Here is a 20,416-nt window from a genome sequence, read left to right as displayed (position 1 = left end):
GGACGCGGTAAGTGGTGGTGCCGGTGGGTGGTGGTGCCGCGGTTCAGGGAAGGTCGGGCCAGGAAGTGGTCGACCAGGGGTGCTGCAATTCGTCGAGCGAGGTGATTTCGTGCGGCTTCAAGGTGTCGAAGTCCGGCGCCTGAGCGTGTTTGGCGTAGGCGCTCTCGACATAGCGGTGGCCCGTGTCGGCGGCGATGAAGACGTACGTACGGGAATCGTCGCGGCGCTGTTCCCATCGGGTGGTCAGATAGGCGGCGCCGGTGGACAGGCCGGCGAAGATTCCGGTGGTCCGCAGGAGCGAGACCGCGCCGGACACCGCGCAGTCGAAATTCACCCAGTGCACGCGGTCGTACGCCTCGTGCCGGACGTTCTCGAATGGGATGGCGCTGCCGATCCCGGCAATGATCATGTCGGGGTCCGCCACGTGCTCCGAGCCGAAGGTGACGCTGCCGAAAGGCTGTACGCCGACGAGTGACACATCGCGTCCCGCGTCCCGCAGATAACCGGCGATGGCGCCGGTGGAGGCCCCCGAGCCGACCCCGCCCACCAGGGCGAGCGGCCCCGTCGGTACCTCGTCGTCGATCGTCTGGGCCACCTCGCGGTAGCCGAGGTAATGAATGCTGTCGTGGTATTGCCGCATCCAGTGGTACGAGGGATTCGCCTCAAGTATCTCGGCTATGCGCCGCACTCTCAGCTCCTGGTCGAGCCGGAGGTTCTTCGAGGGCCGCACCTGTTCCAGCGTGGCGCCGAGTATGTCCAGCTGGACGCGCAGAGTGTGGTCCACGGTCGTGGAACCCACGATGTGGCATTTCATTCCGTAGCGGTGGCAGGCGAGTGCGAGGGCCTGCGCGTAGATGCCGCTGGAACTGTCGATGAGGGTGTCGCCGGGTTTCACGGCGCCGGAATCGAGGAGGTGACGGACCGCTCCCAGAGCCGAATAGATCTTCATTGTCTCGAACCGGAGACAGACCAAGTCCGGTTCGAGGGCTATGAGATCGGGTTTCTTCACTGCTTCGGCTATGTGGTCGTGCACGTCTGCCCCCTGTGTTCTTTGTGCCGGTGGTCGTGTGCCGGTCGCCGAGCCGAGAGCATCACACTAGATGAAAATGATTGTCAAGACGCATAGGGTTGTGGCAGCCTGTGGGCACTGGAGGCGTCGTGACGTTGTGAGGAGACCTGTGAAGCTGTTCCAGGAGGCCGGACCGCGGCCCCGCCCGGCAGGTGCGGGATCAGCCGGAATCGGAGTGGGCACCGCCTTCGGGACCTTCGGCGAGCTGCTTCAGGGCGTGCTGCCGGAGGAGGACGGGGACTTCCTGGTGACGCTGCCCGTCGCGCGATGGACGATGGCCACGTTCCGTCCGGAGCCCGGCTACGGGGATGTGGTGGTCCGGCCGGGCGGCAAGACCAAGGCGCTCCAACTGGCGCGTACGATCAGCGAGTTGGCGGAGCGGCAAACAGGCGTGCCGAGCGGAGGGATCCTGCGCGTCAACAGCGTCATCCCCGAGGGCAAGGGCCTGGCGAGCTCATCGGCGGACCTGGTGGCGACCGCGCGGGCGGTCGGGCAGGCGCTGGGCGTCGAGATGCCGCCGGCGCGGATCGAGCGGCTGCTCGCGGACATCGAGCCCACGGACGGAGTGCTCTACCCGGCGGTCGTGGCCTTCCACCACCGCACCGTGCGGCTGCGCGGCATCCTCGGATCGCTCCCGGTCATGGCCGTGGTGGGGATCGACGAGGGCGGCTCGGTCGACACCGTCGACTTCAACCGCATCCCCAAGCCGTTCACCCTGGCCGACCGCCACGAGTACGCGCGCCTCCTCGACCGGCTCGCGTGCGCGGTACGCCGCCGCGACCTGGCGGAGGTCGGCAGGGTCGCGACGCGCAGCGCCCAGATGAACCAACTCCTGCGCCACAAATGGTCGTTGGAGCCGATGCGGGAGATCTGCCGGGAGGTCGGCGGCCTGGGCGTCGCCGTCGCCCACAGCGGCACGACCCTGGGCATCCTCCTCGACACCGCCGACCCCGCGTACACCCAGCGCGTCAGCGCGGCAGCACAGGCGTGCGGGGAACTGACGGGCGGGGTGACGGTGTACCGGACGCTGAGTTTTCCCGGCGGAGCGGGGGGTGTGCGGGGTTAGAAGAACACCCCGCACCGCAGCAGTACGTTCGCGTATGGGGTGGCCTCTCCGGTGCGTACCACCAGGCGGGCCGTCGCCGTGCGGCGCTTGAGTTCCTCGTGGGGGATCAGGGTGAGGGGCGTGACGCGGGTGGAGAGGAGTCGGGCCGTCGTCGGGTTCGCCTCCTGGACCTCCGTTGCCGCCGTGCCGCCCTCCGTCACCAGCTCGGCGAGCAGCCCGTCCAAGACCTCCGCGAAGGACGGGACGCCCGCCCGGAAGGCCAGGTCCACGACCCGGGGACCCGGCGGGATCGGCATGCCCGCGTCGCAGATCAGGACCGTGTCCCCGTGCCCCAACTCGGCCAGCGCGCCGGAGAGATGGCGGTTGAGGATGCCGGTCTTCTTCATGCGGACAGCACCTCGATCTCGTCCGCCGTCGGGTACGACTCCTGCGCGCCGCGCCGGGTGACCGAAGCGGCCCCCACGCGCGCCGCGTACGCCGCCGCCGTCGGGAGGTCATCGCCCAGGCCGAGGCGCCAGGCCAGCGCCGCCGTGAACGCGTCGCCCGCGCCGGTCGTGTCCACCGCGTCCACCTTCGGGCTGGCGACGGCGACGGGGGAGCCGTTGCCCTCCGCCGTCAGTGCCCCGTCGGCGCCCAGGGTGATCACCACGGAGCGCGGGCCGAGGGCGAGGAGCTCGCGCGCCCAGTCCTCGGGAAGGTCCGAGGACGTGCCGCCCAGGATGTAACGCGCCTCGTGCTCGTTCACCACCAATGGATCGCACGCCGCGAGGATTTCGGGCGGCAGCGGGGCCGGGGGCGAGGGGTTCAGGACGAAGCGCGCCGCATCCGGCAGGGTGCGTACGAGCTCCGTCACCGACTCGACGGGAATCTCCAGCTGCGTCGACACCACCCGCGACGCGGCGAGCAGGCTGCCCGCCGCGCGGATGTCCTCGGGCGTCAGCCGGGCGTTGGCGCCCGGCGAGACCACGATGCTGTTGTCGCCCGACGGGTCGACGGTGATCAGCGCGACGCCCGTGGGCGCCCCGCCGACCAGGACGCCGACCGTGTCCGCGCCCGCCGCGCGCTGCGAGTCGAGCAGCAGCCTGCCGTGCGCGTCGTCGCCGACCCGTGCGAGCAGGGCGGTGCGGGCGCCGAGGCGGGCCGCCGCGACCGACTGGTTCGCCCCCTTGCCACCGGGATGCGTGGCGAGGTCGGAGCCGAGGACCGTCTCGCCGGGGGCGGGGCGGCGCTCGACGCCGATCACCAGGTCGGCGTTGGCCGACCCGACGACCAGGAGGTCGTACGTGGCGTCATCGATGTCGGGAACGATGTCGGGCTCGCGGTCGTGCATCTGTGGGTCCAACTCCTGCTCGTACGGGGTTACGGCGACGGGGGCGCGGCTCACGGGAGCGCGGCGCGCGAAGGCGCGGTCAGGAGAAGTCGGCCACGTTCTTCTTCGTGACCACCTTCACCGGGACCTTCACCATCGTCTCGACGTCCTTGCCGCGCACCGCCTTGACCGCGTTCTGCACGGCGATCCTGCCCAGCTCCTTCGGCTGCTGCGCCACGGACGCGTACAGCGTGCCCCCTTCAACGGCCTTGAGGCCGTCGGGAGTTCCGTCGAAGCCGACCACCGAGACCGACTTGCCGGCCTTGGCGCCGAGCGCCTTCGCGGCGCCGAGGGCCATCTCGTCGTTCTCGGCGAAGACGCCGTCGATGCCGGGGTTGGACTGCATGAGGTTCGTCATGACGTCCAGGCCCTTGGTGCGGTCGAAGTCCGCGGGCTGCGAGGCGACGACCTTGATGCCGGGGTACTCCTTGATGCCCTCGGCGAAGCCCTTGCCGCGCTCGCGGCTCGCCGACGTACCCGCGACACCCTGGAGCGTGACGATCCTGCCCTTGCCGCCCAGCTTCTCCGCGAGGGTCTTCGCGGCGAGCTTGCCGCCCGCGACGTTGTCGGAGGCGACGAGCGTCGCGGCCTTCGCCTTGTTCACGCCGCGGTCGGCGGCGATCACCGGGATGTCCGACTTGTTGGCGCCGCGCACCGCCGGGCCCACCGCGTCCGAGTCGACGGGGTTGACGATGATCGACTTCATGCCTTCGCCGGTGAAGTTCTGCAGCTGGTTGGTCTGCTGCGAGGCGTCGTTCTGCGCGTCGGTCACGGTCAGGTCGATGCCCGCCTTCTTGGCCTCCGCCTGCGCGCCCTCCTTCATCTGGACGAAGAAGGGGTTGTTGAGGGTGGAGAGCGACATGCCGACCTTCGTCGTCGTGCCGGAGGAGGAGTCCTTGTTGAAGAAGGAGATGCCGCCGATGACGGCCGCCACCAGTACGGCCGCGAGCCCCACCTTCAGGATCTGCGGCCCCTTCTTCCCGCCACCGGCCGCCGCGCCCGTGGACGCGCCCGGGGTCGCCCCGGCCTTGCGGCGCAGGGTGTCAAGGAGCACCGCGAGGGCGATGACGACGCCGATCACGACCTGCTGCCAGAAGGCGGACACGGAAAGGAGGTTGAGGCCGTTGCGCAGGACCGCCAGGATCAGCGCGCCGATCAGGGTGCCGGACGCCTTGCCGACGCCGCCCGCCAGGCTCGCGCCGCCGATGACGACCGCGGCGATCGCGTCCAGCTCGTAACCCTGCGCGGCCTGCGGCTGCGCGGAGACCAGGCGCGAGGCGAGGACGATGCCCGCGACGGCGGCGAAGAGGCCCGACAGGCCGTAGATGACCAGCTTCTGCCGCTTCACGCGCAGGCCGGAGAGGCGGGCCGCTTCCTCGTTGCCGCCGATCGCGTACATGGAGCGGCCGATGTACGTACGGCCCAGGATGAGGGCGGTGACCAGACCCATCGCGATCATCACGATGACCGGGACCGGCAGCCAGCCGCCGATGGTGTCACCCAGGTTGGAGACCGAGTCCGGGAACGGGATCGGGCTGCCCTGCGAGATGACCAGGGAGAGTCCGCGGGCCACCGAGAGCATCGCCAGCGTCGCGATGAACGGCGGGAGCTTGCCGTACGAGACGAGCAGGCCGTTCACGAACCCGCACGCCACGCCGGTGCCGACGGCGAGGATGACCGCGAGCCAGACCGGCAGGCCCTCGGACGTCGCCGACCAGGCGAGGACCGTCGCGGACAGCGCGGCCACCGAGCCGACCGACAGGTCGATGCCCGCCGAGACGATCACGAAGGTGACACCGAACGCGAGGATCGCGGTGACGGCGGCCTGTACACCCACGTTGAGCAGGTTCTGGGTGGTGAGGAAGTCCCCGGACAGCAGCGACATCGCCACCAGGAGGACCACCAGGGCGCTCAGCGCGCCGTTGTCGAGCAGCACGCGGCGCAGACCGGTGGCGCCACCCGCGTTGCTCTTCAGCGTTTCAGTGGCCACGGGAGGCCTTCCCTTCGGTTGCTTCGTTCTCTGTCGCCGCGGAGGTGTCCGCCGCTGAGGTGTCTGCCGGCGTGGTGCTGACGGCGAGCGCCATCACCGCGTCCTGCGTCGCGTCGTCCGCCGCGAGTTCGCCCGCGATGCGGCCCTGCGCCATGACGAGCACGCGGTCGCTCATGCCGAGGACCTCGGGCAGATCGCTGGAGATCATCAGGACCGCGTGCCCTGAGGCCGTCAGTTCGTTGATCAGCTGGTAGATCTCGACCTTCGCGCCCACGTCGATGCCTCGGGTCGGCTCGTCGAGGATCAGCACCTTGATGTCGGCCAGCAGCCACTTGCCGATGACGACCTTCTGCTGGTTGCCGCCGGACAGCGTGCGCACATGCTGGCCGAGCCCGGCCATCCGCACGCCGAGCTGCTCGGCGATCCGGGCCGCCGCGACGCGCTGGCCCTTGAGATCCACGAGCCCGGAGCGCGTCGCCGAACGCAGCGTCACCAGACCGAGGTTTTCCTGCACGGAGGCGTCGAGCAGCAGCCCCTGGCCCTTGCGGTCCTCCGGCACGAGGCCGATGCCCGCGCCCATCGCGGCGTTCACGTCATGCCGGGGCAGCCGCTCACCGTGTACATCGACGGAGCCCGCGTCGTACGGATCGGCGCCGAAGACGGCACGCGCCACCTCGGTCCGTCCCGCGCCGACGAGCCCCGCGAGGCCGACGACCTCGCCGGCCCGCACCTCGAAGCTGACGTCATGGAAGACGCCGTCACGGGTGAGGCCCTCCACGGTGAGTAACGCGCCCCCGGTGTCCGGCCGTTCGCGCGGGTACTGCTGCTCGATGCTGCGGCCCACCATCAGCCGCACGAGCTCGTCCTCGGGGGTCGAGGCGGGCACCTGGTCGACGCTGCGGCCGTCACGCAGGACGGTCACGCGGTCGCCGAGCGCCGCGATCTCCTCCAGGTGGTGGGTGATGAAGACGACGCCCACGCCGTCCGCGCGCAACTGCCGCACGATCGCGAAGAGTTTGTCGACCTCCTCGCTGGTCAGGACGGCCGTCGGCTCGTCCATGATCAGGACGCGGGCCTCCAGGCTGAGCGCCTTGGCGATCTCGACCATCTGGAGCCGGGCGATGCCCAGTTCACGTACCTTGGCGCGCGGCGACACCTGGACGCCGACCCGCTTGAGGAGCTCCTCGGCGGCCGACTCCATCGCCTTCCGGTCGATCATCCCGAAGCGGCGCGGCTGGCGGCCCAGGAAGATGTTCTCGGCCACGGTGAGGTCGGGTACGAGGTTGAACTCCTGGTAGATCGTGGCGATGCCGAGCCGCTCGGCGTCCTGCGCCCCGTGGATACGGGTTTCCTCGCCGTCCACGAGGATGCGGCCGCTGTCGGGGCGGTAGGCGCCGGAGAGCATCTTGATGAGCGTGCTCTTGCCCGCGCCGTTCTCGCCGAGCAGGACGTGCACCTCGCCGCGGCGCAGGTCGAAGTCGACCGAGTCGAGCGCGACGACGCCGGGGAAGGTCTTGCGCATCCCCTCGATCCTCAGCAATGCGGCGGGTCCGCCGTCAGTGCGGCGCGGCAACTCGTCCGTGTCGCTCACGTGTTGCTCCTTAGCTCGGTGGGGGACGCGCCGCAGGAGCGGCGTACGACGAGGCGGGCGGGCAGGGTCACGGACTGCGGGCGCCTGCCCTCGATCCGGTCGACCAGGGCCTGCACCGCGGCCCGGCCCAGCTCTCCGGTCGGCTGCGCGATGGCGGTGATGGGCGGATCGGTGTGCACGAACCACGGGATGTCGTCGAAGGCGGCGAGCGCGATGTCGTGCGGCACGCGAAGACCGCGGGCGCGGATCGCGTCGAGCGCGCCGAGCGCCATCAGGTTGTCCGCGGCGAAGATGACCTGCGGCGGCTCCGGCAGCGCCAGGAACCGCTCGGTGGCCCGGCGCCCGCTGTCGGCCTGGAAGTCGCCCTGCCCGATGTGGTCGTCGGGCAGCGGGAGCCCGTACGCGCCGAGCGCCTCGCGGAAGGCCTCGACGCGCTCGCTGCCGGTGGTGGTGGCGGCGGGCCCGGCGATGATCGCGAGCCTGCGGTGGCCGACGGCGTGCAGATGGGCGACCAGGTCACGGACGGCCTCGCGGCCGTCGGCACGGACGACGGGGACGTCCACGCCCGGGATCCAGCGGTCCACGAAGACCATCGGGGTGCTGGAACGCGCGGTGTCGAGCATCAGCAGGGAGCCGCCGTCGGTCGGGGAGACCAGGAGTCCGTCGATCCTGCGGTCCAGGAGCGTGCGCACGTGGTGGTCCTGCAGCTCGGGCCGCTCGTCGGCGTTGCCGATGATCACGCTGTAGCCGAGCGCGCGGGCCGCCTCCTCGACGGAACGGGCCAGGGCCGTGAAGTACGGGTTCAGCACGTCGCTGATGACCAGGCCGAGGGTGCGGGTCTGGTCGGTGCGCAGCGAGCGGGCGACGGCGTTCGGGCGGTAGCCGAGGCTCTCCACCGCGGCGATGACGCGGGCGCGGGCGGCCGGGCTGACCGAGGGGTGACTGTTCAGGACGCGCGAGACCGTGGCGACGGATACGCCTGCCTCGGCCGCGACGTCCTTGATGCTCGCCATCGCCGGTCCACCTCCTCGTGGAATCGATTACACGGAGGATTGGAATCGATTACATGGACGGGTGACAAGACCCTGACGGGTCAGCGAGACCAGATTGTGATGCGAGGTGCTCAGGTGAGCGGAGTGGTCAGAAGCGGCCGGGGGAGCCCCCGGGCCGCTGCCGGATCACCCGAAAGGCACCGCCAGCCACGGGCTGTCGGGATCGGAGACCAGCTCGCGGTGGGCCTGGAGCACCGTCGTGTACCAGTCGCCGAACTGCTCCTCGTCGAAGTGCAGGCAGCGGCCCAGGATGTACCCGGCGGAGAATTCCTCCCACGAGGTGTACGCCGACGACGTGGCCGCATGGCTCGTGCGCTCGACCGCCGCCACCAGCTCCGCATGCGTCGCGTACCGGGCGCCGCGCCCCCAGCGGGCCATCTTCGAGGCGCGCCCGATGTCCCAGGCCGCGACGGAGCGGACATGGCCGTCGGGCGGCAGGAGCTCGTCGGCGCGGAAGCGTGACTCGTACCGGATGACCTTGCCGACGAGGCCGCGCAGCGCCGCGACGAAGTCGTCCAGGTCGGGGTCGTCGCCCGGCTTGTGCGGGGAATCCGGGCCGCCGGACTCGGCCATGCGGTTGCGGATCGTCACCTCCACGCACTCGCGCCACGTCTCGGGGTCGACGCGCGGCCCGAACCGCTCGATCAGCGAGGTACGGGCGCCGAGCACGAAGTCCCAGTACCACGGGCTGACTTCGCACCGCAGCAGCCGCTCCTGCGTGGCGAGCCAGTCCTCGCGGCTGTGCACGTCCCACCACTCCGCGAGGCGCTCGACCTCGGAGTTGTAGCCCGCGCCGTGCCAGTCGAGGGTGTTCCAGGCGTCGCCGTTGGCGAAGCAGAGGTGGGCGCCGCAGGCCAGGCCGTGCAGCAGGGTGGGGGAGTCCGGGGCGCCGGTGCGGCGGGTCTCGACGCGATCGTGCAGCCGGCCGTCGACGTAGAGGTCCGCGTGCAGATCCGCCCAGACGTCCCGCTCCTCATCGGTCGTCAGATAGAACTGCTGGCAGGGCGTGGCCGCGTTGACCACCAAGATGTCGATGTCGTCGGGCAGTTGGTCCGCGAGCGTGCCGAGCGTGACGAACTCGTACACCACCTCGGGGTGCGGGCGTGGGAGCAGTCCGGCGGTGTACATCTGCGCGATCCGGCGGCCGTCGGGGAGGTCGACGGTCAGGACCGGGCGCTCGGTCGCGCCCGGCTCGACGTCGGCCACCGCGACCGGGCGGTACAGGCCGGTGACGGCTATCGCCCGCAGGTAGGTGTACGCGTCGTCGGCCTCGCACAGTTCGTACAGGTGCTCTTCGAGGTCGGCGGGCGCCTGCCAGGGTGAGCCGTCCTCGGGTGCGTCGACGTTCGGGAAGACGTCGTCGTGGTTCTCGTCCTCGGCTGCGGGGACGGCTGCGCCGTGCATGCGGGGGTCTCCGTGGTCGGTGGCGCGCGGGCTCGCGCGCGGGGCTCGCGGTAGATCTTGAACCGTATCCGATGGCTATCGGGTCCCCGGCAGCTGGACCGGCACCTGGACCGGCAGCGATTTCAACCCGTTGATGAAGTTGGAGACAAGGCGCCGCGGAGGCCCCGCCGGTTCGAGCGGCGCGGCTTTCACGGCACGGAACTCCTCGTACAGCACGCGTAGTTGGAGCCGTGCGAAGTGTGCGCCGAGGCAGACATGCGGGCCCTCGCCGAACGAGACGTGGGGGTTGGGGGAGCGGGACAGGTCGAGGCGGTGCGGGTCGGTGAAGACGCGTTCGTCGTGGTTGGCCGACGCGTGGAAGACGACCACCTTGTCCCCGGCCCGGATGGTTCGGCCGGCCAGGACCGTGTCCCGGGTGGCCGTGCGCCGGAACGTGAGCACGGGAGGGTGCCTGCGCAGCAGTTCGTCCACCGCCGTGGCGACGGGGACCGCGCCCTCGCGCAGGCGGCGGTACTCCCGGGGGTGCTCCATGAGCGCGAGGAGGCCGCCCGGCGCCGCGCCGCGCACGGTGTCGTTGCCGGCGACGGTGAGCAGGAAGAAGAACATCTCCAGTTCGGCGGGCTGGAGTTCGGGGTCGGTCGCGAGGGTGGTCATGATGTCGTCGGCGGGCAGGCGTCGCTTGTGTGCCGCGAGGTCCTGCGCGTAGGCGAACATGTCGCGCAGCATCGCGGGGGAGCGCGGGTTGAGCGGCTTGCCGTCCGGGCCGAGCGTCAACTCGCCTGCCTCGTCCGGGTCTTGGTAACCGATCACGCGCTGGGTCCAGTGCAGCAGCAGACCGCGGTCGCTCTCCGGTACGCCGAGGAGATCGGCGAGGTTCAGCAGCGCGTAGTCGTCGGTGACGTCGACGACGAGATCGCAGGTGCCGTCGCCGTCCCGGGCGCGGGTCACCGCCGCGTCGATCAGGCCGCGGGCCCGGTCGCGGGCCAGGGACTCGAAGCGTTCCACGCGGCGGGGCGTGAAGGCGCGGCTCACCAGGCGGCGCAACCTGCCGTGGTGGGGCGGGTCCTGATTGAGCATCATGCGGCGGATGAACGGCAGGTCGTCCGGGTCGGGGTCACGGATCTGGGTGGCGCCCAGATGCGAGGAGTAGGTGGCGGAGTCCCTCAGCACGCGGACGACGTCCGCGTGCCGGGTCACCGCCCAGAAACCGGGTCCCGCGGGCCAGTCGAGCACCTGCGGCTCGTCCTGCCAGGCGACGGGGTGCCGGTCGCGCAGGACGCGGTAGCGGTCGTGGGGCACTCCGGCCGCGTACTGCCTGGGGTCGAAGACGTCGGGTACATCAGATACGCCAGGCGGATCGGGCACGGCGGAGAGTCCGGTGCTCACGAGCCGCCGTGGCCCGGGGCGTCCTGGCCGCCGTCCTTGTCGGCCCGCAGGAAGTCCTCCACGGCGCGGATGAGGGCGAGCGGCGTCTCGTCCATCGCGTAGTGGCCCGCCTCTCCGAGTTCGGTGAGTTCGGCGCGGGCGTACCAGCGCAGCCAGGTCGCGCGCATCAGCTCTGCCCCCAGCGCGGGATCCAACGCCCCGACCACCGCGAGTGCCGGGACGGTCGAGCCCTCGACCCGGTCGTGGAAGTCTTCGCGCGCCCAGGAGTCGAGCCAGGCCCGGAAGGCCTTCGCCTCGCTGACGTCGAGCGAGCGCTCCACCATGCGGTCGAGCCAGGCCGCGGGGCGGGCGCCGCCGGTGGTGATGTCGATGATCGCGCGGCGGTTTCCCGGCAGCCGGTCGGCCTCGGCGAACAGCTCCCACTGCTCCGGCGGCAGCGCGAGTCCCGAGGCGGGCACGGGGGAGATGCCGACCAGTCTGCGGACCCGGTGCGGCGCGATCGCGAGGACCCGCTGGGCGACGCTGCCGCCCATGGAGTGGCCGATCAGCGAGAAGCGGTCCCAGCCGAGGCGGTCCGCGAGGTGGACGACATCGGTGGCCCCCTCGGAGGTCGTGTACGCGCCCGCCGCGTCCTTCGCCTCCCCGTACCCGCGCAGATCGACCACCGCGTACTGGAACGAGGCGAGGTCGAGGTCCGCGAGCACCGGCGCGTACGCCGACCGGTCGGCGAACCAGCCGTGCACGGCGATCACCTTGTGGGGGCCGTCGCCCAGGAGGGCATGGGGGAGCTGGAAGGGGGAGGAGGCCACGTCGACTCCGATCACCTCGGGGGAGGGCCGCTCGCGACGACCCGCGACCACGGTGACCCCAACCCTCCGGGGCCGCAAGGGTGCGTGGGGTCGCGCGGGGCTGGCCGGGGCGTGAGCCGGGTGGTCCCCGACGAGTCGGCAGCCGGGGTCTGCACTGGGCTGGCCCCCAGGAGTCCGTAGCCGGGGTCTGAGCTGGGCTGGCCCTCACGAGTCCGCCGCCGGCGTCCGAGCCGGTGGTCCCCACGATTCCGCAGCCGGGGCCTCAGCCGCGCTGGTCCCTGCGATTTCGTCGCCGAGGCGTAAGTCGAGGCGGACCCTACGATTCCGTCGCCGGGGCCTCCACCGCCTTTCGTTCCAGTTCGGCGAGGTGCGTGTCGGCGGCTGCGCGGCCCTGGTCGGTGTGCTGCAGGGAGCGGTGCAGACGCGCTGCCCGCATCGCCTGGGTGTAGTCGCCGATCAGTGCCAACTCGTCCCGCAGAACCGCCAGTTGGGCCGGGTCGGGGCCGGTTTCATCCAGCTCGCGGATCAGGTAGGCGCGGGCCGCCTCCACCATTCCCTGCTCCCGCGCGAGCTCCAGCCAGGTGGATTCCGGCTCGTCGTCGGGGTCCGTCCCATAGTTGGAGTCGTCGAACGAGCGCGCCCACTCGCGCACTAGACCGGCCTCCTCCGGAAGACCGGCCCGGCCGCACCAGGTGTCGTACGTCGTCTCGTGGACCTCGCGCAGCAGCGGCAAATCCTCCGCCAGGCCGTACAGCCCCACGAGGACCACGGCGAGCCGCAGTTCGTCGGACATGGGGGCCTCCGCCTCATGCTTGAGGAGGTGGCGCAGGAGGGCGCGGTCCGTGTTCCGCCGGTCGTACTGCGCGGCCCGCAGCGCCGCGACCCTGCGGGCCCGGTCCACCGCCACTGCGTCCCACACCGTGCGATCGCCCGTCCGCAGCAGGGCCAGGTCGGTGCGGCCCCTGGCGAGCACCAGCTCCCACAGGGGCGGGCGCGGATGCGGGTCGAGGCGCCGGTACGCCAGGTGCTCGGCGGCGTTGAGGAGGAGGTGGTCCGGTTCGGTGCGCAGGAGCGCGGCATGCAGACGCGTGACGAGCTGCAAGGGGGAGCGCTCGGGAAGCCCGAGCGCGGCCCGCAGCTCGGTGCGGCGCGCGTCGAGATCGGGCACGCAGTCCTCGCGGAAGTCGCCCTCCGTGTCGGCGATCTCGGCGAGTATCCGCGCCTCGCCGTCGGTCGGCGACAGGCCCACGTAGTCATGCCAGCCGGGCAGGCCGACGAGGATCTCCAGGGCTTCGTCCACGCTGTCCCCGATGGTCCCGGCGGACCCCTCGGAATCGGCGTACAGGACGGAGCCGTCCCCGCACACGAAGTACGTGCCCCCGGAATCGTCCCCCGCGATCGGTTCCAGTGGGCCGCCCGACGCCAGGCGGACCTCTTCGACGTGGTCCGCGCGGGACAGGTCGAATGCGAAAGGGAACGCGGCCAGCTCGGCCAGGCGTGGGTCCTGACGCAGCAGACGGAGTGCACGTTCGGTCATGCTCCGAAAGTAACAGCGCTCACTGACACCAGACCCACAACAGGACTCCCCGATTCCCTATGTGCTTTCCGATACTTTTCCTGCGGAATGGGGGATTCGTGGAACTTGGGCCGGGCCCCGGGAGTCTTCTTGTGTGAGGGGGGCGGCCACTGACCGGGCCGCCCAACCGGCCGCGCCAGAGCGGCCCTTGCGTTTGCATTGATCAACACGGGGGTGTTCATCATGACCGACATCATCGAGCGCGACACGGACCGGCCGACACGCTCTCCGGCCGACGCGCACACGGACCCGGACGCGACGCGGGCACCGGGGGAGCTGACGCCGTTCGTCACGCCGTTGCCGGTGCCACCGGTCCTGCGGCCGGACTCCGTAGACGTACGCGACGAGACGGATGTGCCCGCGGAGACCGAGATCGCGCTGCGCCCGGCCTGGATCCGGCTGCACCCGCAGCTGCCGCCGACCCTGATGTGGGGGTACGACGGCTGCGTGCCGGGCCCGACGATCGAGGTGCGCCGCGGCAGGCGCATCCGGATCGCGTGGACGAACCGCATCCCGAAGGACAGCGAGTATCCCGTCACCGCCGTCGAGGTCCCGCGGGCCGTCCCGAGCCCCGGCACCCTGCCCGGGCGCGCGGGCGTCGAGCCGAACAAGGACGTGGCCGCGCTGCCCGCCTGGTCGGTGACGCATCTGCACGGCGCGCAGACCGGCGGGGGCAACGACGGCTGGGCGGACAACGCGGTGGGCTTCGGCGACGCCCAGCTGTCCGAGTATCCGAACGACCACCAGGCGGTCCAGTGGTGGTATCACGACCACGCCATGAACATCACGCGGTGGAACGTCCAGGCGGGGCTGTACGGCACGTATCTGGTGCGGGACGACGAAGAGGACGCGCTCCATCTCCCCTGCGGGGAGCGGGAGATCCCGCTGCTGCTCGCCGACCGGAACCTGGACACGGACGAGGACGGCCGGCTGAACGGCCGCCTGCTGCACAAGACCGTCATCGTCCAGGCCAAGAACCCGGAGACGGGCAAGCCGGTCACGCTGCCCTTCACGGGCCCGTACAGCACAGTGAACGGCCGCATCTGGCCGTACGCGGACGTCGACGCGGCCTGGCACCGCTTCCGCCTGGTGAACGCGTCGAACGCCCGGATCTACGACCTGGTCCTCGTCGACGAGGACAACAACCCGGTGCGGGGCGTCATGCACCAGATCGGCAGCGACGGCGGCCTGTTGCCGCGGCCGGTGCCGGTCGACTTCGACGACGCGCTGCCCACGCTCACCGTCGCCCCGGCCGAGCGGATGGACCTCCTGATCGACTTCCGCGCGCTGGCGGGCAAGCGGGTGCGTCTGGTGAACAAGGGCCGCGGTCAGGCACCCGGAGTGCCGGACCCGGCGAACGACGTGCGCTATCCGGAGGTGATGGAGTTCCGTGTGCGGGACGCCGAGGCCGACGACCCCTTCTCGCTCCCGGAGGTCCTCTCGGGCTCGTTCCGCCCGCTGAGCCACGACATCGACCACGGTCACCGCCTGATCGTCCTGACACCGCCCGCCACGAAGGGCGGCGGCGGCCACCCGGAGATCTGGGAGATGACGGAGGTCAAGGACGCGGGCGACGTCCGGGTCCCGACCGAGGGGATCATCCAGCTGCGGGGCGCGGACGGGAAGACCAAGACCTACCGCCGGACGGCCCGTACGTTCAACGACGGCCTCGGCTTCACCCTCGCCGAGGGCAGCCACGAGCAGTGGAGCTTCCTGAACCTCGCGGTGAACCCACCGGTGACCCACCCCATGCACATCCACCTGGCCGACTTCCAGCTCCTGGGCCGCGACGCGTACGACGTGTCGGGCTTCGACGTCACCGTGGGCGGCACCCTGGCCCCGATCGCCTTCGACCCGAAGACGGAGATCCCCCTCGCTCCGAACGAGCGGGGCTGGAAGGACGTCTTCCTGGTCCCCGGCGGTCAACTGCTGCGGGTGATGGGCAAGTTCGACGGTGCGTACGGCCGCTTCATGTACCACTGCCACCTCCTGGAGCACGAGGACATGGGCATGATGCGCCCCTTCGTGGTCATGCCGAAGGAAGCCCTGAAGTTCGACCACGGGGCGGGGCACGGCGGTCATGACGGCGGGCACGGCGGGGGAAAGGACGAAGCAAGTCACACGGGCTGACAGAGCCCCCGGACGGACAGCCAGTCCCGCAGGCCCTCGGAGTCCACCAGCGGGAACTGGCCGTTCCGGCCGTATGCGACGTCACTGCTCGACGTGCCCAGATGCAGGGTCAGCTGGTCCACGTGCTTGCCGCGGGCATCGCTGAGCGTGAACCGCAGATCGCCCCAGCACATGCAGCAGAAGGCGTCTGCGGTGAGGTCGACCGCCAGCAGCCCGGCCAGCTCGCGCAGCTCGTCGGGGTCGCGCACGTCGCGCTCCAGCTCCGGTTGCCCCATCGTCCCGGTGATCTCGACTCGGCTGGTCCGGGCCCAGAGGGCCGCGATGTCGGAGGCTGTCGTCATGCGGGCACGGTATCCGCCGCGTCGGCCGTGAAGGGCGCACACCTGGACGTCACTCGTTCGTGAATCGTCGCGCCGCATCACGCCGGGTAGGGCTGTGGCCGGAGGCGAGCCATGGAACAGACTGCGTTGCGTCCCAAGCCGATGCCCGGACAGGAGCCCGGCCCAGGCGCGTTCGGTAAAGGCGGCAAGTTCGGCAGAGGCAGAGGCGGCGGATTCGGTGCCGGCCAGAAGTTCGGCGTCGGGCGAAGGCTGGGCATCGGGCGCAAGGCCCCCGCCGGGCAGACACCCGGCACGGGCCGCAGGTCCGGGCCCGGCCGCCGTCCGCACGCCGCGCGGCGGCGCGGGCGGCGGCTCGGCGCCCTGCTCTTCGGGCTGCTCTTCTCGGTCGTCCTCGTGCTGGCGGGGGTGGGGCTCGGCACCGTGAGCGCCACTGTCATCGGCATGAGCAAACTCGCCGACATGCAGAAGCAGGCGCAGGCCGCCCAGGGTGGCGCCAAGGGGCAGGGGAGCCAAGCCGCCCAGGGTGGCGCGGCCGTGCCCGCCGCCCCGCCGAAGCCGCCGCGGAAGGAGCCGGGCGGGGCCGGGGAGCGGACCGCGCGCCCCACGCTCGGCGTGGAGGCCGTCGATGCCCCCGGGGGCGCGGGGGCCCTGCTCGTCGGCGTGCACAGCCCGGGTCCCGGCCACACCGCGGGGTTCGTGCGCGGCGACGTACTGCTCGCCCTCGGCAAGACCCGCATCGCGTCGGCCAAGGCGCTGGCGGCCGCGGTCGCCGCCGCTGCCCCGGGAAGGAACGTCACCGTGACCGTCCGCCACGCGAACGGGGGGCGGCAGGTCCTGTCGGTGACACCGGGCTTCGTGACATGACGTGATGCGAGCCGGCGTGAGATGACGTGACCGGGGCCGCCGTAATCGGCTCGCGCATGCCCGGGGGCAGGGGCAGGATCGGCAGCACCGGCACCGCGCCGTACCCGCCGCAGCGAGCAGCCCTGGAGGCCCCCATGACCGGCATACCCGCGCCCTTCACCGCCGACGACTACAAGGCCCGCATGGACCGCGCCGCGGCAGCCGCGGCGGACGCGGGGCTCGCCGGACTGCTCGTCGCGCCGGGCCCCGACATGGTCTGGCTCACGGGCTACGCGCCGACGGCCGCCACCGAGCGCCTCACCGTCCTCGTGCTCGCCGCTGGCCAGGAGCCGGTGCTCGTGGTGCCCACCCTGGAGGCACCGGATGCGGAACTGGCCGCGGGGGCGCGGGCGCTCTCCTTGCGGGACTGGACCGACGGCAAGGACCCCTATGCCGCGACCGCGCCGCTCCTTGACGTCGACGGCCGCTTCGGGATCAGCGACAACTCCTGGGCCATGCATCTCCTGGGCTTCCAGAAGGAGCTGCCGAACACCTCCTACGTGTCCCTGACCGAAGCGCTGCCCATGCTGCGCGCCGTCAAGGACGCCGCCGAGCTCGAGCGCCTCGCGGCGGCCGGCGCCGCCGCGGACTCGGCGTACGAAGAGATCAAGAAGGTTCCCTTCGCGGGCCGCAAGGAGACCGACATAGCCGCCGACCTCGCCGATCTGCTGCGGCGGTTCGGGCACTCCCAGGTCGACTTCACCGTCGTCGGCTCCGGGCCGAACGGCGCCAACCCGCACCACGAGGCGGGCGCCCGCGTCATCGAGCACGGCGACATGGTCGTCCTCGACTTCGGCGGCCTCCTGCACGGCTACGGCTCGGACACCTCGCGCACGGTGCACGTGGGCGAGCCCGGCGCCGAGGAGCAGCGGGTGCACGACATCGTGCGCGAGGCGCAGCAGGCCGGCTGTGAAGGGGTGCGGCCCGGTGCCGCCTGCCAGGACGTCGACAGGGCGGCACGGGCGGTGATCACCGATGCCGGGTACGGCGAGAACTTCATCCACCGCACCGGGCACGGCATCGGCGTCACCACCCATGAGCCGCCGTACATGATCGAGGGCGAGGAACTGCCGCTCGTGCCCGGCATGTGCTTCTCCGTGGAGCCCGGCATCTATCTGCCGGGCCGCTTCGGGGTGCGCATCGAGGACATAGTGACGGTCACGGAGGACGGCGTACGGCGCCTCAACTCCACCCCGCGCGAGCTCGCGATCGTCAACTGACTGCCCCCGTACGCCTCCTGAGTCACCTCGGCCTCATGGCGTCGCGAGCACCGCGCACGACTCTGCGGGCAGCCGCAGTACTCCGTCCGCCCCGGGTGCGGCGACCGGCTCCCAGGCCGCGAGCACCCGGGCGCCCCGGCCCTCCAACGGGATGACGGCCGGCTCCTTGCCGATGTTCACCGCGATCCGCAGGTCGCCGCGCCGGACCGCGAACCAGCGCCTCTCCTCGTCGTACGCGACCCGGAGCGCCGCCAGGTCGGGGTCGAGGAGGTCGCCGCGGGCGCGGCGCAGGGCGATCAGTTCGCGGTACCAGGCCAGCACGCGCGCGTGGGGGTCGGTCAGGGGCTCGGCCCAGTCGAGACAGGACCGGTCCCTGGTGGCCGGGTCCTGCGGATCGGGGATGTCCCCCTCGGCCCAGCCGTGCGCCGCGAACTCCCGCCGCCTGCCCCGGCGCACGGCTTCAGCGAGCTCGGGATCGGTGTGGTCGGTGAAGAACTGCCAGGGCGTCGCGGCGCCCCACTCCTCGCCCATGAAGAGCATCGGCGTGAACGGTCCGGTGAGGGTGAGCGCGGCGGCGCAGGCGAGCAGACCGGGGGAGAGGGTGGCGGAGAGCCGGTCTCCTTGCGCGCGATTGCCGATCTGGTCGTGGGTCTGCGTGTAGCCGAGGAAGCGGTACGCGGGCGTGCGGGCGCGGTCCACGGGACGGCCGTGCCGGCGGCCCCGGAAGGTCGAGTACGTCCCGTCGTGGAAGAAGCCGCCCGTCAGCGTCTTGGCGAGCGCGGCGAAGGGGGCCCGGGCGAAGTCTTCGTAGTAGCCGTGTGCCTCCCCGGTCAGGGTGGTGTGCAGCGCGTGGTGGAAGTCGTCGTTCCACTGCGCGTGCAGGCCAAGACCGCCCTGAGCGCGCGGGGTGATGACTCGCGGGTCACCCTGATCGGACTCGGCGATCAGGGAGAGCGGCCTGCCGAGCTCCTCGGACAGCTCGTCCACGGCCGCCGAGAGCTCCTCCAGGAAGTGGCACGCGCGCGTGTCCCGCAGCGCGTGCACCGCGTCCAGGCGCAGGCCGTCCAGACGGTAGTCGCGCAGCCAGGCGAGCGCGCTGCCGATCAGGTACGCGCGCACCTCGTCCGAGCCCGGGGCGTCGAGGTTGACCGCCGCGCCCCAGGGGGTCTGGTGGGTCTCGGTGAAGTAGGGGCCGAACGCGGGCAGATGGTTGCCGGACGGGCCGAGGTGGTTGTGGACCACGTCGAGCACGACGCCGATGCCCTGCGCGTGCGCGGCGTCGACGAATCGTTTCAGCGCTTCGGGGCCGCCGTACGGCTCGTGCACGGCCCACAGGGAGACACCCTCGTACCCCCAGCCGTGCCGCCCGGGGAACGGACAGAGCGGCATCAGCTCCACATGGGTGATGCCGAGCTCCGCGAGATGGCCGAGCCGCCCCGCCGCCGAGTCGAGCGTGCCGTCCGGTGTGTACGTCCCCACGTGCAGCTCGTACAGGACCGCGTCCCGCACCCCGCGCCCCGCCCAGGGCGCGCGCCACGCGTACCGGCCGTGGTCCACGACGGCGCTGAGCCCGTCGGGGCCGTCCGGCTGGCGCCGTGAGCGGGGGTCGGGCAGCACGGGTCCTTCGTCGAGCGAGAAGCCGTACCGCGCCCCGTCGGCGGCGTCCGCATCCACGGTCCACCACCCTGCCCGGCCCTCGGCGCGCTCCAGCGCACGCGTGGCGCCCTCGCACAGCAGTGCGACGCGTTCGGCTTCAGGTGCCCACACCTCGAACTCCACCGACAGTTCCCCCTCGTTCGCCATCCGTCGTCGTCCGTCGTCCGTTGTCCGTCGTTCGTCGTTCGTCGTTCTCGTCCGTCGTGTCCATCGTGCTGCAGAAGTGATCGGTTCGCGGTCGTTACGCGTTTTCTGGACACCCCGGCCGAGCTGACCGACAATCACCAGGGTGACGTCGTCCTTTGAGATCCACAGTTACCCCGCGCGGCTGACCGACGCCGAGCGCGACAGGGCGCTGCAGGTGCTCAGGGAGGGCGCTGCCCTCGGCAAGCTGTCGCACGACACGTTCGTGCGGCGCATGGAGCTGGCGCTCGCGGCCCGCCAGCCGGACGAACTCGCCGCGCTCACCGCGGATCTGCGCACCGAGGGCCGGCTCTCGCGGGCGGTGTTCGGCACCGTCGGCGCGGTCTCCGGGTTCACGGTCCGGCTGCGCAGGGCCTGGCAGGCCGAGAAGCTCCCCAAACTGCTCCTGCCGGTGGCCGGGAATCCCTGCCCGCTGCGGATCGGCCGTGACCCCGCGAACGGACTCAGGCTCAGCCACGAGACGGTCTCCCGGGTGCACGCCGAGCTGAGCAGGCAGGGCGGCATGTGGGTGCTGCGCGACCTCGGGTCGACCAACGGCACGTCCGTGAACGGCCGCAGGGTGATCGGCGCTGCCGTCGTCCAGGACGGCGATCAGGTCAGCTTCGGGAAGATGGGCTTCCGTCTCTCCGGTTCGTGAAGCCCCCAGTGGA

The 20,416-nt window shown here is 71.5% G+C and carries 17 protein-coding genes; 5 read left to right on the top strand and 12 right to left on the bottom strand.

Annotated features, from left to right (window positions below; all coding sequences use genetic code 11):
• Window positions 1-43 precede the first annotated feature (43 nt).
• Window positions 44-1,033: a pyridoxal-phosphate dependent enzyme gene (locus AB0I66_RS23130; RefSeq protein WP_363209807.1), complete on the bottom strand. Its 990-nt coding sequence runs from the start codon at window positions 1,031-1,033 to the stop codon at window positions 44-46.
• A gap of 145 nt (window positions 1,034-1,178) precedes the next feature.
• Between AB0I66_RS23130 and AB0I66_RS23125 the strand changes: the two genes are divergently transcribed.
• Window positions 1,179-2,135, top strand: coding sequence for a kinase (locus tag AB0I66_RS23125; protein ID WP_363209806.1), 957 nt, complete (start codon window positions 1,179-1,181; stop codon window positions 2,133-2,135).
• Here AB0I66_RS23125 and rbsD read toward each other — a convergent pair.
• The 9 genes from rbsD to AB0I66_RS23080 all read right to left on the bottom strand — a co-directional run bounded on the left by rbsD (window position 2,132) and on the right by AB0I66_RS23080 (window position 13,273).
• On the bottom strand, window positions 2,132-2,521 hold the full coding sequence (gene rbsD, locus AB0I66_RS23120) for a D-ribose pyranase (protein WP_363209805.1): 390 nt from the start codon (window positions 2,519-2,521) through the stop codon (window positions 2,132-2,134). The two genes, AB0I66_RS23125 and rbsD, sit on opposite strands and share 4 nt — an antisense overlap.
• Window positions 2,518-3,465: a ribokinase gene (locus AB0I66_RS23115; RefSeq protein WP_363210058.1), complete on the bottom strand. Its 948-nt coding sequence runs from the start codon at window positions 3,463-3,465 to the stop codon at window positions 2,518-2,520. The genes rbsD and AB0I66_RS23115 overlap by 4 nt, the downstream gene beginning before the upstream one ends.
• A 79-nt stretch (window positions 3,466-3,544) precedes the next feature.
• Window positions 3,545-5,494, bottom strand: a complete 1,950-nt coding sequence (locus AB0I66_RS23110; RefSeq protein WP_363209804.1) for a substrate-binding domain-containing protein — start codon at window positions 5,492-5,494, stop codon at window positions 3,545-3,547.
• Entirely contained in the window at window positions 5,484-7,016 is a 1,533-nt protein-coding gene (locus AB0I66_RS23105; RefSeq protein ID WP_363210057.1) for a sugar ABC transporter ATP-binding protein, read from the bottom strand. The genes AB0I66_RS23110 and AB0I66_RS23105 overlap by 11 nt, the downstream gene beginning before the upstream one ends.
• A 65-nt stretch (window positions 7,017-7,081) precedes the next feature.
• Window positions 7,082-8,098 carry a LacI family DNA-binding transcriptional regulator gene (locus tag AB0I66_RS23100; RefSeq protein ID WP_363209803.1) on the bottom strand — a complete coding sequence of 339 codons (1,017 nt, stop codon included), beginning with the start codon at window positions 8,096-8,098 and terminating at the stop codon, window positions 7,082-7,084.
• 165 nt (window positions 8,099-8,263) lie between these two features.
• Window positions 8,264-9,541 carry a DUF1266 domain-containing protein gene (locus AB0I66_RS23095; protein ID WP_363209802.1) on the bottom strand — a complete coding sequence of 426 codons (1,278 nt, stop codon included), beginning with the start codon at window positions 9,539-9,541 and terminating at the stop codon, window positions 8,264-8,266.
• A 75-nt stretch (window positions 9,542-9,616) separates the two neighbouring features.
• The gene (locus AB0I66_RS23090; RefSeq protein WP_363209801.1) at window positions 9,617-10,906 is read right to left on the bottom strand and encodes a cytochrome P450; all 1,290 of its coding nucleotides are present in this window, start codon (window positions 10,904-10,906) and stop codon (window positions 9,617-9,619) included.
• Window positions 10,907-10,923: 17 nt separating this feature from the next.
• Entirely contained in the window at window positions 10,924-11,736 is an 813-nt protein-coding gene (locus AB0I66_RS23085; RefSeq protein WP_363210056.1) for an alpha/beta hydrolase, read from the bottom strand.
• 316 nt (window positions 11,737-12,052) lie between these two features.
• The gene (locus AB0I66_RS23080) at window positions 12,053-13,273 is read right to left on the bottom strand and encodes a hypothetical protein (RefSeq protein WP_363209800.1); all 1,221 of its coding nucleotides are present in this window, start codon (window positions 13,271-13,273) and stop codon (window positions 12,053-12,055) included.
• A 222-nt stretch (window positions 13,274-13,495) separates the two neighbouring features.
• Between AB0I66_RS23080 and phsA the strand changes: the two genes are divergently transcribed.
• Window positions 13,496-15,442 carry an O-aminophenol oxidase PhsA gene (gene phsA, locus AB0I66_RS23075; protein ID WP_363209799.1) on the top strand — a complete coding sequence of 649 codons (1,947 nt, stop codon included), beginning with the start codon at window positions 13,496-13,498 and terminating at the stop codon, window positions 15,440-15,442.
• Here the strand turns inward: phsA and AB0I66_RS23070 are convergent.
• Window positions 15,430-15,783 (bottom strand): hypothetical protein, encoded by a 354-nt coding sequence (locus AB0I66_RS23070; protein ID WP_363209798.1) that lies wholly within the window; start codon window positions 15,781-15,783, stop codon window positions 15,430-15,432. The two genes, phsA and AB0I66_RS23070, sit on opposite strands and share 13 nt — an antisense overlap.
• A 111-nt stretch (window positions 15,784-15,894) precedes the next feature.
• Here AB0I66_RS23070 and AB0I66_RS23065 point away from each other — a divergent pair, with 111 nt between their 5' ends.
• Window positions 15,895-16,647 (top strand): S1C family serine protease, encoded by a 753-nt coding sequence (locus AB0I66_RS23065; protein ID WP_363209797.1) that lies wholly within the window; start codon window positions 15,895-15,897, stop codon window positions 16,645-16,647.
• A 134-nt stretch (window positions 16,648-16,781) separates the two neighbouring features.
• A complete protein-coding gene (locus AB0I66_RS23060) occupies window positions 16,782-17,906 on the top strand; it encodes an aminopeptidase P family protein (RefSeq protein ID WP_363209796.1) in 1,125 nt (374 codons plus the stop codon).
• Window positions 17,907-17,939: 33 nt separating this feature from the next.
• Here the strand turns inward: AB0I66_RS23060 and treZ are convergent, their stop codons facing one another.
• The gene (gene treZ, locus AB0I66_RS23055) at window positions 17,940-19,685 is read right to left on the bottom strand and encodes a malto-oligosyltrehalose trehalohydrolase (protein ID WP_363210055.1); all 1,746 of its coding nucleotides are present in this window, start codon (window positions 19,683-19,685) and stop codon (window positions 17,940-17,942) included.
• Between the two features lie 166 nt (window positions 19,686-19,851).
• On the opposite strand from treZ, the gene AB0I66_RS23050 reads away from it, so the two are divergent.
• On the top strand, window positions 19,852-20,403 hold the full coding sequence (locus AB0I66_RS23050; protein ID WP_363209795.1) for a DUF1707 and FHA domain-containing protein: 552 nt from the start codon (window positions 19,852-19,854) through the stop codon (window positions 20,401-20,403).
• Window positions 20,404-20,416: the final 13 nt, after the last annotated feature.

The sequence above is a fragment of the Streptomyces sp. NPDC050439 genome, assembly GCF_040655335.1.
Classification (GTDB): Bacteria; Actinomycetota; Actinomycetes; order Streptomycetales; family Streptomycetaceae; genus Streptomyces.
The sequence above is the reverse complement of the archived record's forward strand: the minus strand, read 5'-3'. Positions and strand labels throughout refer to the sequence as shown.